The organism is Paenarthrobacter nitroguajacolicus (assembly GCF_031455195.1).
GTDB lineage: Bacteria > Actinomycetota > Actinomycetes > Actinomycetales > Micrococcaceae > Arthrobacter > Arthrobacter nitroguajacolicus_D.
Genome location: NZ_JAVDSH010000005.1, coordinates 78044 through 91824, shown reverse-complemented (window position 1 = coordinate 91824; position 13781 = coordinate 78044). Strand labels below are relative to the sequence as shown.

Below are 13781 nucleotides of genomic sequence, written 5' to 3'. Positions count from 1 at the left end.
CATGACGACGGCTACACCCCCGCCGCATGCAGCCCAGCCGTCGTGGATGTTACGTTTTTCTTGAGTAATGAGTACCAGCGCGAAGCCCTGACTTGCTGGTCGGCAACCCTCTCTCCGGCGGGGTGCCTCAGGTGACTACTCGGCGTATCGACAACTCGAACTGCAAGCGTGACTGAGGAGCACCAGCAATGCCTGAACCCACTGAAGAAAAACTCTCCTACCGCCTGATCACAGGCCCGGACACCCGCGATTTCTGCGAGCGGATCAGCGCCGCACTCGCCGAAGGCTATGTGCTCCATGGCAGTCCGGCAGCCACCTTTAACGGCACGGACGTCATCGTCGCCCAGGCAATCGTGCTTCCCGCGGCGATCGCCAACGCAGACGCTGCCGTGGCCGACGCCGTCGACCAGCTTGAAAATGACGACGACGAAGCATTCGAGGGGCACGCATGAGCTACGCAGGTGATCTGACCCCGCAGGACGCGTGGGCCAAACTTGAAGCGGGCGCCATCCTGGTGGATGTCCGCACGGAGGGCGAATGGGCCCACATCGGCATCCCGGACACCAAGGCCACGGAGAACGATCCCCTGTTCATCCAATGGAACCTCGCCGGCGGCATCCCCAACTCGCGCTTCATCGAGGACCTGCGGCAACAGGCGCCTGAAAACGACGGCGTGGAACTGGTCTTCCTGTGCCGCTCCGGCCAGCGCTCCATCTCCGCGGCCATTGCAGCAACGCAGGCAGGCTTCACCGCATACAACGTCCTCGAGGGCTTTGAAGGTGAACCCGACCGCTACGGCGAGCGCACCGTGAATGGCTGGAAAAACCGTGGCCTACCGACGAACCTGGGGACCGACTAAGTGACTTTCAATCCCGACGCCGCTGGCTGGAACCCTGACACCCAGGCTGTCCGTGGCGGTCTTGACCGTACCAACTTCCAGGAAACGTCCGAACCCGTTTTCCTGAACTCCGGCTTTGTCTACGAATCCGCTGCCGCTGCCGAACGCGCCTTCACTGGCGAGGACGAACGATTCGTCTACTCCCGCTACGGCAACCCCTCCGTGGCCACCTTCCAGGAACGGCTCCGCCTGTTGGAAGGAACCGAAGCGTGCTTTGCGACGGCGTCCGGAATGTCCGCGGTGTTCACCGCCCTGGGTGCCCTGCTGGCTGCCGGCGACCGCGTGGTGGCTGCCCGCTCCCTGTTTGGATCCTGCTTCGTGATCCTCAACGAAATCCTGCCGCGCTGGGGCGTGGAGACGGTATTCGTTGATGGACCCGACCTGGACCAGTGGCGTGAGGCCCTGTCCGAGCCCACCACGGCCGTGTTTTTCGAGTCTCCGTCCAACCCCATGCAGGAGATCGTCGACGTCGCCGCCGTCAGCGAACTGGCGCATGCCGCAGGGGCGACCGTCGTCGTCGACAATGTCTTTGCCACTCCCCTGCTGCAGCGCTGCGGTGAGCTGGGCGCCGACGTGATCGTGTACTCCGGCACCAAACACATCGACGGCCAGGGTCGCGTACTTGGCGGCGCCATCCTTGGAACCAAGGAATTCATCGACGGCCCGGTCAAGCAGCTCATGCGGCACACCGGACCTTCGCTATCCGCGTTCAACGCCTGGGTGCTGACCAAGGGTTTGGAAACCATGGGGCTCCGCGTGAACCACAGCTCCGCGTCGGCCTTGAAGATCGCGGAGTGGCTAGAGCGGCAGCCCGCCATCAGCTGGGTCAAATACCCGCTGCTGAAATCGCACCCGCAGTACGAGCTCGCCGCGAAGCAGATGAAAGCCGGCGGCACGGTCCTGACATTCGAGCTTTCGCCGTCAGCCGGGCGTTCGGCCAAGGAAGCCGCTTTCGCGCTGCTTGATGGACTCCGCGTCATCGACATCTCCAACAACCTGGGCGACTCCAAGTCCCTCATCACCCACCCAGCCACCACGACGCACCGGGCCATGGGTCCGGAAGGCCGGGCGGCGATTGGCCTCTCGGATGGAGTGGTTCGCTTGTCCGTGGGCCTGGAAGACGTGGACGACCTCATCCTGGATCTGGAGAAGGCCCTCAAACAGGTCTAGCCTTGCTGTCATGAGCGGGACTTACCCTTACCGCCGTGCCGGAGCGGTCATCGTTGCCGGCACGGTGGTGTGGTTCGTGGGAATCTCACCGGTCAGCCGCGTATACATCACGCCAGAGGCAACAGAACGGCTGCGGATGCTCCAGGCCGGTCGACGCGGCTGGGTGGTGGGACAGCACCTGACTGCCGCCGGAACCGTCGCCGTGCCGGTGGGTTTCGCAGCGTTCGCTGGCGCAGTTCCGGGCATCGATAAAGAACGCGGGAAGTCGAAGAAGTGGGCCGTTGCCGCTGCGGCCGCACTGCTGGCCGGCGCCCCGTTTTTTGTTTACAGCATCTCGCGCCGCGCTTCGGATCTGGAGCGCTTCGCTGCGCGGCGCGGATCGAACGCGCCGTTCCTGTTGTATTCCGCCCTGCATGTTTTGGCGCTGGGGGCGCTCGGTGGGAGCCTGCTTTCCTCGCCCGCCAAGCGCTGGATCGGCTATACCGCCGCGGCCAGCGCTCCTGTATTCGGGGGAATTCTCCTCGCCAAGAAGGACATTCCGCCGCTGGTTTTCTACCTCATCGAAGGGGCCACCGGGGCTTACCTGATGACGTGGGAGGAACCGGAAAACTAGGGCCTACGAACCATGGTCAGCATCGGTGCGGGGTCCTTACGCGCATCAGCTCCAGCGCCCCGCACGGTCACTCTCGCAGCATGTCCAACTACGGCGGCCAAGGCTTCCCCGGTTGGCGGACTTCCGGGCGGGTTATGCCCGTGGCCCCGCCTGTCGCCGTAGCGCATCGCGGCATCGCGTTGCTCCTGGGCACCGTTTCCGCGCTCTAGAAGCTTCGAAATGCCCGCTTTCACCAGAGCCAGCTCATCTTGGTCATCCAGGACCGGGCTCACGTAGTCCACCAGCGCCCAGACGACGTCCGCGGCGGGTGCGGGACGGAAATCCCCGAAGTCCAGCAGCTTCCCGCGGAGCCCTGAACTGCTGGCCTGCCAACTCGCCATCCGGAGCAACGCCGTCGGCACATGGGTGGGTTCGACGCCGTCGAGCATTTCCAGCGAAGCCGTCTCCACCAAAGCCCGGACCAGCACCGCCACCAGTGCCGCATCTTCGGCCCTGAGGCACACATCGGCCACGCGGACCTCCACTGTGGGGTGGTTCCTGGAGATCCGGGCGTCGAAGTAGATCATGCCCTCATCGAGGATCACGCCGGTTTCCAGGAGCCGTTTCACGATCCGGCGATAGGCCGTGAGCGAGCCGAAGACCGCCGATGGGCCCGAGGTGGGCCAGCGGTTCCAAGCCTGCGTTCGGTAGCTGTCGAATCCCGTGGGGAGCCCGCGCCAGTAGGGAGAGTTGGCGGTAAGGGCCGTGAGCACCGCAAGTTTGTCGCGGATGTGGTCAAGTACCACCACGCCTTCCTCCGGCGACTCCACCGAGGTGTGCACATGGAATCCGCACGTCAGTTGCTCGGTGGCAATGATGCCGAAGCGGTCCAACATCTCGGCGTACCTGGGATCCGGGGTGGTGTGCGTGTTCGAGGCCAACGGCGAGGTGGCAATCGCAGCCACCCTGGCGCCGTGGTGGCGGGCGGCGTCGTTGGCCATGGCCCTGCCGCGGTGGATCTGGTGGAGGAGTTCGGCGTAGCTGTGGCAGGGGCGCGTCTGGGTCTCGATCTGCTCCAGCTTCAGTTCGTGACCCAGACCCGTTTCCGCTTTCCCTGGCTCCTCCTGGCCTGCGAGGAGCGCGTCCGCGAGGGCCAAGGGCATCCCCGTCACGGGATCAACGATCAGCAGCTCCTCCTCAACCCCGAAAGTCCGCATGCTTCATTCTGCGCCAGAGTGCCCAAGGGCGACAGTGGGTTGGCCGGGTGGGCGCATTCCTGCAGGCTTAGTCCTGGAAGTACTCGATTTTCGCGCCGATGGTGTTCAGGCGCTCAGCCAGGTCCTCGTAGCCACGCTCGATCACGTAGATGTTACGCAGCTCCGACGTTCCCCGGGCCGCCAGCATCGCCAGGAGCAGGCAGGCGGCCGGACGGAGGGCCGGTGGGCAGCCGATTTCCGCGGCGCGCCATTTGGTGGGCCCGTTGACGTAGATCCGGTGCGGATCCAGCAGTTGCACCTGCGCACCCAGCTTGTTGAGCTCTGTCAGGTAGATCGCACGGTTCTCGTAGACCCAGTCGTGGATCATGGTCTGGCCCTCGGCATTGCCTGCGATCACCGCGAAGAACGGCAGGTTGTCGATGTTCAGGCCGGGGAAGGGCATGGGGTGGATCTTGTCCTGGGGTGCCCGGAGTTCGGAGGGCTTGGTGGTCACATCCACCAGGCGGGTGCGGCCGTTGCGGGCCATGTACTCGCCGGAAACCTCGAGGTTTTGCCCCATCTGCTCCAAGGTGGCGAGTTCGATCTCCATGAATTCGATGGGCACCCGGCGGATGGTGACCTCCGAGTTGGTGACGATGCCTGCGGTGATGAGGCTCATGGCCTCGATGGGGTCCTCGGACGGGAAGTATTCAATGTCCACATCGATGGCGGACCGGCCCGTGATCTTGAGGGTAGTTGTTCCTACGCCGTCGATCTCCACGCCGAGCCCCTGCAGGTAGAAGCAGAGGTCCTGGACCATGTAGTTGGGGCTGGCGTTGCGGATGACCGTTGTACCTTCGCGGTGGGCGGCAGCCATGATGGCGTTCTCGGTAACGGTGTCGCCGCGTTCAGTCAGGACGAAGGACCGGTTGTCGTCGTCGGCGGGTGGTGCGGTTACCGAGTAGAACCCGGACCGGGCTTCGACGGCCAATCCAAACTGCCGCAAGGCCTGCATGTGCGGTTCAACGGTGCGGGTTCCGAGGTCGCAACCTCCGGCGTAGGGCAGCAGGTATGCGCTGGTCTCGTCCAGCAGCGGACCCAAAAGCATGATGACGCTGCGGGTACGGCGTGCGGCGTCAACGTCCATCGATTCGAGGTCCAGGACCTCGGGCCGGCGAATCCGGAGATCGCTGCCGTTAAGCCAGGTGCATTCGACGCCAATGGAGGTCAGGACTTCTACGATCCTGTTTACTTCCTCGATGCGGGCCAACCGGCGCAGCGTGGTGGTGCCACGGTTGATGAGGCTTGCACACAGCAGCGCCACACCGGCGTTCTTGCTGCTGTTGACATCCACCTCACCGGAGAGCGTCCGGCCACCTTCCACACGGAGGTGCGTCATCTGGGGTTTGCCGACTTTGACGATCGAGCGGCCGAAGATCGCTTCAAGGCGTTCAATCATTCGAAGGCTCAGGTTCTGCTTACCCTGTTCCATCCGGGCAATTGCGCTTTGGCTGGTGCCCAGCTCGGCAGCCAACTGCCCCTGCGTCCAGCCCTTTTCGCCCCGAGCGTTGCGGAGCAGGAGGCCTATGTGTTCTGGCGTAGCTTGCGTCATACCCAAGAAATATCACAGGTGAGCTAGAAGTGGCCAGAAAAACTCGCTTTGAGCGGTTAATCTCACACCATACCCGGATTGTGAGATATGAAGCACGACGCCGGCCGTCACCGAAGCGGCGTCAGGCACCCTGCGGGGTCCAGCCGTGGGGGGGCCAGCCGTTGGGGGGCCTAGGCCCTCCAGTATCCCAAGGCGTCGATGCGGTGCTTGTCCACACCGAGTTCTTTGCGCAGATGCTTGATGATGGCCCGGGTGCTGGATGCTTCGCAGGCGATCCAGAAGAAGTCCTCCGACGCCGAGACCACGTCAGTATCAAGGGCGCGGCAGACCTCCTCCACCAAAGCAGCCCCGTCACGTTTGCGCGGAATCCAGGTGACGACGTCGGAGCCGGACGTGCGCACCTGGAGTGACGTGTCGGCGTCGTGCCGGTATTCAAGCCATGCCGTCACGGGCGCCGTTCCAGCGGCGCAGCGTTCCCGTTCGTCCAGCAGGGAATTGATGGCGGGGATGGACGCGGGGTCCCCCACCACCCAGATGCGGCGAGGGGACGGCTGCGGGAAGGCGAACGAGCTGCCCTGGACGGTAGCCTCGATGGTTTCCCCGGCCTGTGCCGACCAGGCCCAATCGGCCGCCACGCCTTGGTGCATCGCGAAGTCCATGCTGAACGTACCGGCTGCCGGGTCCGCGTTCACCACGGTGTAGGCGCGCTGGTGCGCTTTGCCGGAGTCGTCGAACCACAACCGGATCCACATGGTGGGATGGAGTCCACTGCGCTCCAGGAGTCCGCCGTCGCGCACATGGATTCTGAGGAAATCCGGGGTGATCTCCTCCCGTCCCGTCACTTCGAGGGTGAAGTCCTTGGCGCCCATCACCTTGAGGACCACGCTTTCCCAATTGCGCTTCAAGGAACTCTCCTTCACGAATGGCCACGATTTGTGCACGGAGCCAAAGCCACTTATCTTGAACTTAAGTAAGCCTAACCTAAGCCCGAAAGCGGATCGAGAAGATGACGCCTGCCCCAACGCAACCGTCAAGACCGGCAGGCGGTCCCGGAACGTACCGCGACACATGGGGAATCCCGCACCTCTGGGCCGAATCCGCCAACGAACTGGCGTTCCTGCAAGGCCGCAATGCGGCGATTGACCGGTCATGGCAGATCGAGCTGGAACGCTGGCGTTCCGAAGGCCGCACCGCCCAAGTGCTTGGCGCGGATGCCGTGAGTTGGGACCGGTTCGCCCGGCAAGCGCGGCTGGACGACACCGCCCGCCGATGCTTCGACAATCTCGACGCCGACACGCAAAGCTGGTGCAGCCAGTACGTGGACGGGGTCAACCGCGCACTGGCTGACGGGCACCGGGACAGCCCGGAGTTCGCCGAGTCCGGGAGCACTCCCCACCCATGGAATCCCTGGACCCCCCTTGGCGTCTTCCTGGTGCACCACATCCTTTTCTCCACTTTCCCCAACAAGCTGTTCCGGGCCCACGTCGCACGGACCCTCGGCGAAGATGCCGTCGGCCTGTTCAGTATCGAAGCTCCGGTTTGGTCGGGCAGCAACGCGTGGGCGGCCCATGGTTCGGCGTCAGTGAGCGGTTCCCCGCTGATCGCCGGAGACCCACACCGTCTGATGGAACTGCCCGGCGTGTATCAGCAGGTGCGGCTCGGCTGCCCGGAATTCGACGCCGTCGGGTTCGCGTTTCCGGGAGTTCCCGGCCTTCCGCACTTCGCCCAGACGGAGCACACCGCGTGGGCCGTCACGAACGCCATGGCCGATTACCAGGACCTCTTCGAGGAGGAACTGCGCCGTGTCACCGACTACTCCGGCGTGCGCGTCGAGGCACGTGGCGAGCAGGGCTGGGAACCCGCCCAAGCCGGGACCGAGACCATCGACGTCCGCGGCGGCGATCAGGTAGTCGTGGAGGTTATCGAGACCGCCCGTGGACCGGTCATCTCGGAGTCGCCCGACGGCGGCGCCTTGAGTTTGCGCTTTCCTGCGTGGGTTGAGGGGCGGCTGGGTTTCGAGGCCCTCCTGCCGTTGCTTCGTAGCCGGAGCGTCTCCGCGGTGGAAGCGGCCTTGGATGCATGGGTGGAGCCCGTCAACAGTGTGATTGCCGCTGACACGTCCGGAACCGTGACGCAGTTTGTCGCCGGGCTCGTCCCCCAGCGGAATCCCGCCAACCGTCGCCTGCCCGCACCCGCGTACTCAGCCCGCCATGCGTGGAACGGGCAGTACGTGGTCCTTCCCCGGTCCGCGGTTCAGACGTTCGCCGTCAGCGCGAATGACCGCGCAGCAGGCGGTGGGGACGCCGTCGCAATGGAGTTTGCACCCGCATACCGCGCCGCGCGGATCCGCGAGCTGCTTGAAGCGGTTGAAGGCCCTCTCGCTCCCGACCACATGCAGGCCATCCACATGGATACTCTGCTGGGTCCATGGCCGTTGTACCGGTCGATCTTGGCCGCCTTGGATCCCGCTGACCTGTCCCGGGAGGCCAAGGAAGTGCGCTCACGACTGCTTCGGTGGGATGGCCGGATGGATGCCGGCAGCAAGCCGGCTGCCCTTTTTTCCGGGTGGAGGGGTGCCTTGGTCCAACGCTTCGCCAAGCACCCATCCCTTGCTGCATTGAACGACTCCGCAGGCTATTCACCGTTATTCGGGCCGTGGTTGTCCGTTCCCTCCCGGGTCGGTTTCGCCCTTGAGACGCTGCTGCTCCGAGGTTCGGAGCTCGGCATCGATGCTGGAGTGGAAGCGGCTGCAAGTCTTGAAGACGCGGCGCTGGAAGAGGCTCTGCTGGACGGAGCGTCATGGGGTGACCGCCATAAGCTGCTGGCCGTTCATCTCCTCCCCGGTTCCCTTGCAGACGCCGCGCCAACTGCCGGCCTCAGCGGCGACACCGGATGCGTGCTGTGCACTGAGAGCCTCCCGGGCGTGGATGACCGGAGCTTCCGCGGCCCTGTGGCCCGCTACGTCTGGGACCTGTCCGAGCGCCGGAACAGCCGGTGGATTGTTCCCTTCGGCGCCGCCGGAACGCCGGGCCACCAGCATTTCGCCGACCAATTGCCCCTGTGGACCGCCGGGCAGCTTGCCCCGGTGGCCACGGATTGGTCGGTCCTGAGCAAAGAAGCATCCTGACTCTTCACCCCCAGTCGCAGCACGAAAACCCAGCCCATGCACCCGAAGGAAGCCATGACCATCACCGCCCAGGACTTCTCCGTCCGCACCACCGTCTACACCGAAGAGCTCGAAGGGTGGGGTTCCCTGCGCATTGTCCCGCTGATTCCAAGCGAGGACATCGGGCTTGTCTTTGAGTGGGTGACCCAGCCCCGCGCGAAGTTCTGGGGAATGACCGAGCACACCCGTGAGGACGTCCTGGGCATCTATGAATTCCTTGACTCCCTGGACACCCACCACGCGTTCCTGGTGATCCTGGACGGGGAGGCCCTGGCGTTGTTCCAGACCTACGAGCCGTTGCACGACCCCGTGGGTGAGGCCTACCCTGCGCGGGAGGAAGACATCGGCATGCACCTGCTGCTGGCTCCGGCGACGCGGCCCATTCCGCATTTCACTCCCCGGCTGGCCACGTCACTGATCAAGTACATGTTTTCCCTGCCGGGCAAGGACCGGATCGTCGTGGAGCCCGATTCCCGCAACGCCAAGGCCCTGCGCCGCTTGGAAGCAACCTGCTTTGAACTGGGACCCATCGTCCAGCTCGCGGAAAAGGAAGCCCAGCTGGGCTTCCTCACCCGGTCCGGCTTCGATGAAGTCCAGGAACGTTCCGCCCGCTAGCGCCAGACAAAGCTCCATGTCCCGGCACTCACGGCGGCCAGCACGGCACCCGCAGCGATGACCACTCCGCCAAGGACCACCCAAATGTCCAGCACCGAGTACGTGGATTCGCGCGCCCACGTCCGCTGTCCCCCGCCAAAGCCGCGTGCTTCCATGGTCACAGCCAACCGCGACGCGCGCCGAACAGCTTGGACCAGCAGCCCGAAGCTCTGGCCGAGGGTAGCTTTCAACCGCTGGACCGGGCTGCCTTGCGAACCGACACCCCTGGCGCGGCGGGCCATGCCGATGGTCTGCCATTCCTCCGCCATGAGGCCAACCAACCGCATGGCGGCAAGGGATCCCAGGACGAACCGGTGCGGCAGCTTCGCCTTCTGCGCCAGGGCATCTGCCAAGTCCGTGGGATCCGTGCAGGTCATCAGCAGGATCGCCGGAAGGGCAATCGCCAAGCCGCGCAGCATGAAACCGAGCCCCAGCTCAAGGGAACCTTCGCTGATGGACCACAGGCCGACGTCGAGCAGTACAACGCCGCTGTCAGCCGCCACGATCGCCGTGCTCCAGCCACCAATCGCCGCCGCGATGATCAACGGCCACGCCCGCTGCCACAAAAGCCGCAGTGTGAGCCCAGCGAGCGGGAACAGCGCCAGTTCGGCAACGAGCGCGGTTGATGCTGAGACCCAGTCGATGGAGAGGGCCAGCACCAGCGAAATAAGGAAGACCGCGGCGAACTTGGCCAGCGGATTCGCGTTGGTCAGCAGGGCATGGTTACCTCGCAGGTTCAGTGCGTCCCTCATGCCGCACCGGCTTCCTGGCGGTCGCTTTCGGCACGCGCCGCAGGGTTCAGACGCAGCTCCGTGCCGCCGAGCACGGCACTGAATTCCTGGTCGTGGGTTACGGAGACCACGGCTGTACCGGCGTCGAGCAACTCCGAAAGGAACGACGCCAGCTCGGCCCAGGTGTTCGCGTCCTGGCCGAACGTGGGCTCATCAAGGACGAGGACTTTGGGATGCGCGGCCAGCACCGTGGCCACCGAAAGCCTGCGCTTCTCGCCGCCGGACAGGGTGTACGGGTTCGCGTCCACCAGATGCGTGAGCCGCAACCGCTCCAGGAGTTCGTCCACGCGTTCCTCGCCATGGCCGAGGTGCTTCGGACCAAACATCAGCTCATCCAGCACCTTGCCCGTGACGAACTGGTGCTCGGGCTCCTGGAATACTGTCCCGATGCGTGAAATCAGCTGGTCAGCCTTCCACCTGAACGGGTCGATTCCGGCCCCTTCTGAAAGCTCGACGGCGGCACTCACTTTGCCGTCCACCGGCGCCAAAAGGCCGGCCAGCGTGAGCGCGAACGTAGACTTACCGGCACCATTCGGACCAGTGATGGTCAATGCTTGCCCGGCCCTGACCAGGGCGCTGATATCGGATTGCACGGTAACGGGCGGGATGGTCCGGAAGCCTTTCCTGCGCGGCTTTCCGCGGGAGACTGCCACATCCTGGGCGGCAAGGAGCAGTTGCGCGGTGGCGGTTTCAGTGCGCCGGGCACGAGTTGCGGGGACGTATCCGGGAACCCAAACGCCGGCTGCCATCAGCATGGTGCGGGCCTCGGACAGGACCTGTTCCGGCGGCCCGTCCAACAGGACGCCGGGAGTGCCCGCGGCTCCCGCGGCGCCGGATCCTGGCTGAAGCACCACAATCCGGTCCACCAGGTCCTTCCACACGGACACGCGGTGTTCCACCACAACAAGCGTGGCACCGGTCTTGTCGAGGCAGCGCCCCACTGCGTCCCGCACCTCCAGGACCCCTGCCGGGTCCAGGTTGGCCGTTGGTTCGTCCAGCAGGATCAGCCCGGGCCGCATCGCCAAAATCCCGGCAAGCGCGAGGCGTTGTTTCTGCCCGCCTGAGAGTGCCGCCGTCGGGTGGTCCAACGCCAGTCCGCCGCCCGAAGCGGTGCGCAGCCCGACGTCGTCGAGCGCTTCATGGACGCGGGACCAAATTTCCTCCCGCGGCACGGCCAGGTTCTCGGCGCCGAAGGCGACGTCGTCCCCCACGCGGGACAGCACAACCTGCGTTTCGGGGTCCTGCTGCATCAGGCCGGCGCGGCCCCGCTGCTCGCGGGGAGCAACGCCGTCGATGAGCAGCGAGCCGGTCTCGTCCGAGTCGTCTTCCTCGTCCCCCAGCACCCCCGCTAGGGCATGCAGGAGCGTGGACTTGCCCGCACCCGAAGGGCCGAGCAGCAGCACCCGCTCCCCAGGTTCGATCCGGAGGTCAAGGCCTTGGATGGCTGGCGTGGCCCTGCCGGCGTGCCGCCATCCCCAGCCCTCGGCTGAGATGGCGGCAGGCCGGACCCGCTCGCCGCGTTCGGTTGCGGACATCAGTTAAAGACGGGCTCCGAAGCGGCCTTGCGCGACGCGAAGGAACTCAGGACGCCTGTCTTCGCCAGACCGCGCGTGGCAATCCATGAGAGTGCCCCGGCAATGATCGCGCCGGAGATCGTGGTGAACGTGATGTAAGCGAGCTTGTCGACTGCCTCGTAGGCAATGTTCCAGCCCCATGGCAGGAAGGAGTCGTTGAGGCCGCAGAAGAGGCCCGCACCTGCGCCGGCAAGGAGCGAGGTGGGCAGGTTGAACTTCTTGTAGAGGAACGCGGCGAAGATAAGCTCCGCGCCGAGGCCCTGCAGAATGCCGGAGATGAGTACGGTGGTGCCGTACTGGGAGCCCATGATGAGCTCGCCTGTGGCTGCGACGGCCTCGCAGAACAGGGCAGCACCCGGCTTGCGGATGATGAGCATGCCCAGGACTGCAGGAATCATCCAACCGCCCGCGATCAGGCCCGTCAGCGGTGGATACGCCGCGTTCATGGGGATGGATACGAGTGCGGCGCCTTGGGACCATGCCCAGAAAATCACGCCGCCGGCGATAGCGATCAAGGCTGCCACCACAATGTCTACAACACGCCAGTTATAACTGGTCTTCTTCACGTTTACCGTGGTCATTTTTCTGCCTCCTGAGTTACAGGAGGGGAAAGTGCTCCCCGGATTCCCCGGCCGGCCTGCGCCGCCCGGTTCCGGACACTCTGAGAAGCTCGACTCCCTTGCGCCGGTACTAACCGGATCAGGTTCGAGGGTCTGCGGCTGTCCGCACTCTCAGCGCCCTCGCGGCTCCTGCATCTCTGCAAGCTCCGACGGCGGCGCTCCCCTGTCGTTATTAAATCTGCCCTGCTGGGCTGGTTCAGTTTACACCTGCCCTCCGTGGTGGGGACTGCCGTCCAGTCACAATCCGGCCCACCCTCACCGTTGCGAGGCCCACTCTGCGCCCTTGCCCCACTCTTAGGCACGCACACCAGGCCCCACAACCCAACGAACGCGCCTTGCGAGGCCCACTCTGCACCCTTGCCCCACGCTTAGGCACGCACACCAGGCCCCACAACGGACCTGAGAGAATGATCCAGCAACATCCACCGCAGCAAAGGGGCGCACTTCATGACGGACCAACCCGGCTCAGGCCTCCCAGACAACGCTGTCGTACCGGATGCACGCCTCGCCGCAAGCGTCATCCTGCTCCGCGATACCCCGTCCGGGCTCGAGGCGTTCGTCCAACACAGGGTCAGCACCATGGACTTCGCCGCCGGAATGGTGGTGTTTCCGGGAGGACGCGTGGACCCCGCCGACCACTCCGGGTGGGACTACGCCCCCGAACTGCTCCACCGCCACGCGGCGGACTGGCAGGCAAGCTCCATTGGGGCGGATCCACAAGATGCGGCCAGGAATGCCGGAACCGTGCTCACAGCCGCCATCCGTGAGGTCCGCGAGGAAGCCGGGCTGAGCATCGACGCCAGTGACCTGCGCCCGTGGGCCAACTGGATTACCCCGATCGACATGCCCAAGCGGTTCGACACGTTCTTCTATGTGGCCAAGCCGTCGGCGGACTTGGCACCACACCACCAAACAACTGAAGCGTGGCAATCCCTCTGGATGCCTGTAGCGGGAATCCTCGCGTCGGAGGCGGAAGGCACCCTGAAACTGATGCCGCCCACTTACTATCTCCTCAAGGAAATCGCTGAATACGGGACTGTCGACGCCGTATGGTCGGCCGATCACCCTGTCGTACCCGTGCTGGCACCCGTAGGCTCCCTGACCGCATTCCTCAAGGAACGGGAAAGCCGCCGCTAGCGTTGTCGGCCCACCCGTTGCGGCTAGGCTGGGGGCATGAACCTCTTCTTCAAGCTGATCGGCGCCGGAGTAAGCCTCGGGGCAGGCTTCGTCGGAACAAAACTCGTCAACAAAGGGTGGGAAAAGGCCACAGGCAACAAGCCGCCCGTAGGCAACGATGACATGGAAACGAGCCTGCGCTCCGCCCTCACCTTCGCCCTGATTTCGGCGTTCGTGAGCACACTCATCCAGGTGCTTGCCAGCAGGGGCACGCAGCGTGCAATCGCCCGCTTCGCGAAGTCCCAGGACATCGTCTAGGGCATCACCGTCCAAGGCAACGCGGGGTCATTTCCGGCACTATTTCCCCTCGGGATAGGCCGGAAATGACCCTG

General features: G+C 64.8%; 14 protein-coding genes and 2 riboswitches. Of the genes, 8 read left to right on the top strand and 6 right to left on the bottom strand.

Annotation, left to right across the window (positions count from 1 at the left end; genetic code table 11):
* Positions 1-63 precede the first annotated feature (63 nt).
* Positions 64-175: riboswitch (SAM riboswitch) on the top strand.
* A 13-nt stretch (positions 176-188) separates the two neighbouring features.
* From J2Y68_RS12340 to J2Y68_RS12325, 4 genes are read left to right on the top strand one after another with little or no spacing between them, the layout of a single operon-like run.
* A complete protein-coding gene (locus J2Y68_RS12340) occupies positions 189-452 on the top strand; it encodes a DUF1737 domain-containing protein (RefSeq protein ID WP_309993819.1) in 264 nt (87 codons plus the stop codon).
* A complete protein-coding gene (locus J2Y68_RS12335; protein ID WP_309993817.1) occupies positions 449-859 on the top strand; it encodes a rhodanese-like domain-containing protein in 411 nt (136 codons plus the stop codon). Before J2Y68_RS12340 ends, J2Y68_RS12335 begins: the two co-directional genes overlap by 4 nt.
* Positions 860-2068 carry an O-succinylhomoserine sulfhydrylase gene (locus tag J2Y68_RS12330; RefSeq protein WP_309993815.1) on the top strand — a complete coding sequence of 403 codons (1209 nt, stop codon included), beginning with the start codon at positions 860-862 and terminating at the stop codon, positions 2066-2068.
* 10 nt (positions 2069-2078) lie between these two features.
* On the top strand, positions 2079-2681 hold the full coding sequence (locus tag J2Y68_RS12325) for a hypothetical protein (protein WP_309993813.1): 603 nt from the start codon (positions 2079-2081) through the stop codon (positions 2679-2681).
* Here J2Y68_RS12325 and J2Y68_RS12320 read toward each other — a convergent pair.
* The 3 genes from J2Y68_RS12320 to J2Y68_RS12310 all read right to left on the bottom strand — a co-directional run bounded on the left by J2Y68_RS12320 (position 2678) and on the right by J2Y68_RS12310 (position 6373).
* Positions 2678-3877, bottom strand: coding sequence for a glutamate--cysteine ligase 2 (locus J2Y68_RS12320; RefSeq protein ID WP_309993812.1), 1200 nt, complete (start codon positions 3875-3877; stop codon positions 2678-2680). The genes J2Y68_RS12325 and J2Y68_RS12320 overlap by 4 nt on opposite strands.
* Before the next feature lie 67 nt (positions 3878-3944).
* Positions 3945-5468 carry a UDP-N-acetylglucosamine 1-carboxyvinyltransferase gene (locus J2Y68_RS12315; protein ID WP_309993810.1) on the bottom strand — a complete coding sequence of 508 codons (1524 nt, stop codon included), beginning with the start codon at positions 5466-5468 and terminating at the stop codon, positions 3945-3947.
* 170 nt (positions 5469-5638) lie between these two features.
* Positions 5639-6373: a siderophore-interacting protein gene (locus J2Y68_RS12310; protein WP_309993809.1), complete on the bottom strand. Its 735-nt coding sequence runs from the start codon at positions 6371-6373 to the stop codon at positions 5639-5641.
* A gap of 101 nt (positions 6374-6474) precedes the next feature.
* Here J2Y68_RS12310 and J2Y68_RS12305 point away from each other — a divergent pair, with 101 nt between their 5' ends.
* Together J2Y68_RS12305 and J2Y68_RS12300 are read left to right on the top strand one after the other, a co-directional pair.
* Positions 6475-8595 carry a penicillin acylase family protein gene (locus tag J2Y68_RS12305; protein ID WP_309993807.1) on the top strand — a complete coding sequence of 707 codons (2121 nt, stop codon included), beginning with the start codon at positions 6475-6477 and terminating at the stop codon, positions 8593-8595.
* 54 nt (positions 8596-8649) lie between these two features.
* Positions 8650-9249 carry a GNAT family N-acetyltransferase gene (locus J2Y68_RS12300; protein ID WP_309993805.1) on the top strand — a complete coding sequence of 200 codons (600 nt, stop codon included), beginning with the start codon at positions 8650-8652 and terminating at the stop codon, positions 9247-9249.
* On the opposite strand, the gene J2Y68_RS12295 is transcribed toward J2Y68_RS12300, so the two are convergent.
* Genes J2Y68_RS12295 through J2Y68_RS12285 form a run of 3 tightly spaced genes read right to left on the bottom strand, consistent with a single transcriptional unit; the run spans position 9246 to position 12234 of the window.
* Positions 9246-10040: an energy-coupling factor transporter transmembrane component T family protein gene (locus J2Y68_RS12295; RefSeq protein ID WP_309993804.1), complete on the bottom strand. Its 795-nt coding sequence runs from the start codon at positions 10038-10040 to the stop codon at positions 9246-9248. The two genes, J2Y68_RS12300 and J2Y68_RS12295, sit on opposite strands and share 4 nt — an antisense overlap.
* On the bottom strand, positions 10037-11614 hold the full coding sequence (locus tag J2Y68_RS12290) for an ABC transporter ATP-binding protein (protein ID WP_309993802.1): 1578 nt from the start codon (positions 11612-11614) through the stop codon (positions 10037-10039). Before J2Y68_RS12290 ends, J2Y68_RS12295 begins: the two co-directional genes overlap by 4 nt.
* On the bottom strand, positions 11614-12234 hold the full coding sequence (locus J2Y68_RS12285) for an ECF transporter S component (protein WP_309993800.1): 621 nt from the start codon (positions 12232-12234) through the stop codon (positions 11614-11616). Before J2Y68_RS12285 ends, J2Y68_RS12290 begins: the two co-directional genes overlap by 1 nt.
* A 77-nt stretch (positions 12235-12311) precedes the next feature.
* Positions 12312-12448, bottom strand: a riboswitch (TPP riboswitch).
* Between the two features lie 272 nt (positions 12449-12720).
* On the opposite strand from J2Y68_RS12285, the gene J2Y68_RS12280 reads away from it, so the two are divergent.
* The gene (locus J2Y68_RS12280; RefSeq protein WP_309993798.1) at positions 12721-13410 is read left to right on the top strand and encodes an NUDIX hydrolase; all 690 of its coding nucleotides are present in this window, start codon (positions 12721-12723) and stop codon (positions 13408-13410) included.
* Positions 13411-13446: 36 nt separating this feature from the next.
* Entirely contained in the window at positions 13447-13707 is a 261-nt protein-coding gene (locus J2Y68_RS12275; protein WP_211713619.1) for a DUF4235 domain-containing protein, read from the top strand.
* Positions 13708-13781 lie beyond the last annotated feature (74 nt).

What these genes read in the sequence shown, in the direction of transcription:
- J2Y68_RS12340 (WP_309993819.1), top strand. Translation starts at nt 189, where the DNA reads ATGCCTGAACCCACTGAAGAAAAACTCTCCTACCGCCTGATCACAGGC.
- J2Y68_RS12335 (WP_309993817.1), top strand. Translation starts at nt 449, where the DNA reads ATGAGCTACGCAGGTGATCTGACCCCGCAGGACGCGTGGGCCAAACTT.
- J2Y68_RS12325 (WP_309993813.1), top strand. Translation starts at nt 2,079, where the DNA reads ATGAGCGGGACTTACCCTTACCGCCGTGCCGGAGCGGTCATCGTTGCC.
- J2Y68_RS12320 (WP_309993812.1), bottom strand. Translation starts at nt 3,877, where the DNA reads ATGCGGACTTTCGGGGTTGAGGAGGAGCTGCTGATCGTTGATCCCGTG.
- J2Y68_RS12315 (WP_309993810.1), bottom strand. Translation starts at nt 5,468, where the DNA reads ATGACGCAAGCTACGCCAGAACACATAGGCCTCCTGCTCCGCAACGCT.
- J2Y68_RS12305 (WP_309993807.1), top strand. Translation starts at nt 6,475, where the DNA reads ATGACGCCTGCCCCAACGCAACCGTCAAGACCGGCAGGCGGTCCCGGA.
- J2Y68_RS12300 (WP_309993805.1), top strand. Translation starts at nt 8,650, where the DNA reads ATGACCATCACCGCCCAGGACTTCTCCGTCCGCACCACCGTCTACACC.
- J2Y68_RS12295 (WP_309993804.1), bottom strand. Translation starts at nt 10,040, where the DNA reads ATGAGGGACGCACTGAACCTGCGAGGTAACCATGCCCTGCTGACCAAC.
- J2Y68_RS12290 (WP_309993802.1), bottom strand. Translation starts at nt 11,614, where the DNA reads ATGTCCGCAACCGAACGCGGCGAGCGGGTCCGGCCTGCCGCCATCTCA.
- J2Y68_RS12285 (WP_309993800.1), bottom strand. Translation starts at nt 12,234, where the DNA reads ATGACCACGGTAAACGTGAAGAAGACCAGTTATAACTGGCGTGTTGTA.
- J2Y68_RS12280 (WP_309993798.1), top strand. Translation starts at nt 12,721, where the DNA reads ATGACGGACCAACCCGGCTCAGGCCTCCCAGACAACGCTGTCGTACCG.
- J2Y68_RS12275 (WP_211713619.1), top strand. Translation starts at nt 13,447, where the DNA reads ATGAACCTCTTCTTCAAGCTGATCGGCGCCGGAGTAAGCCTCGGGGCA.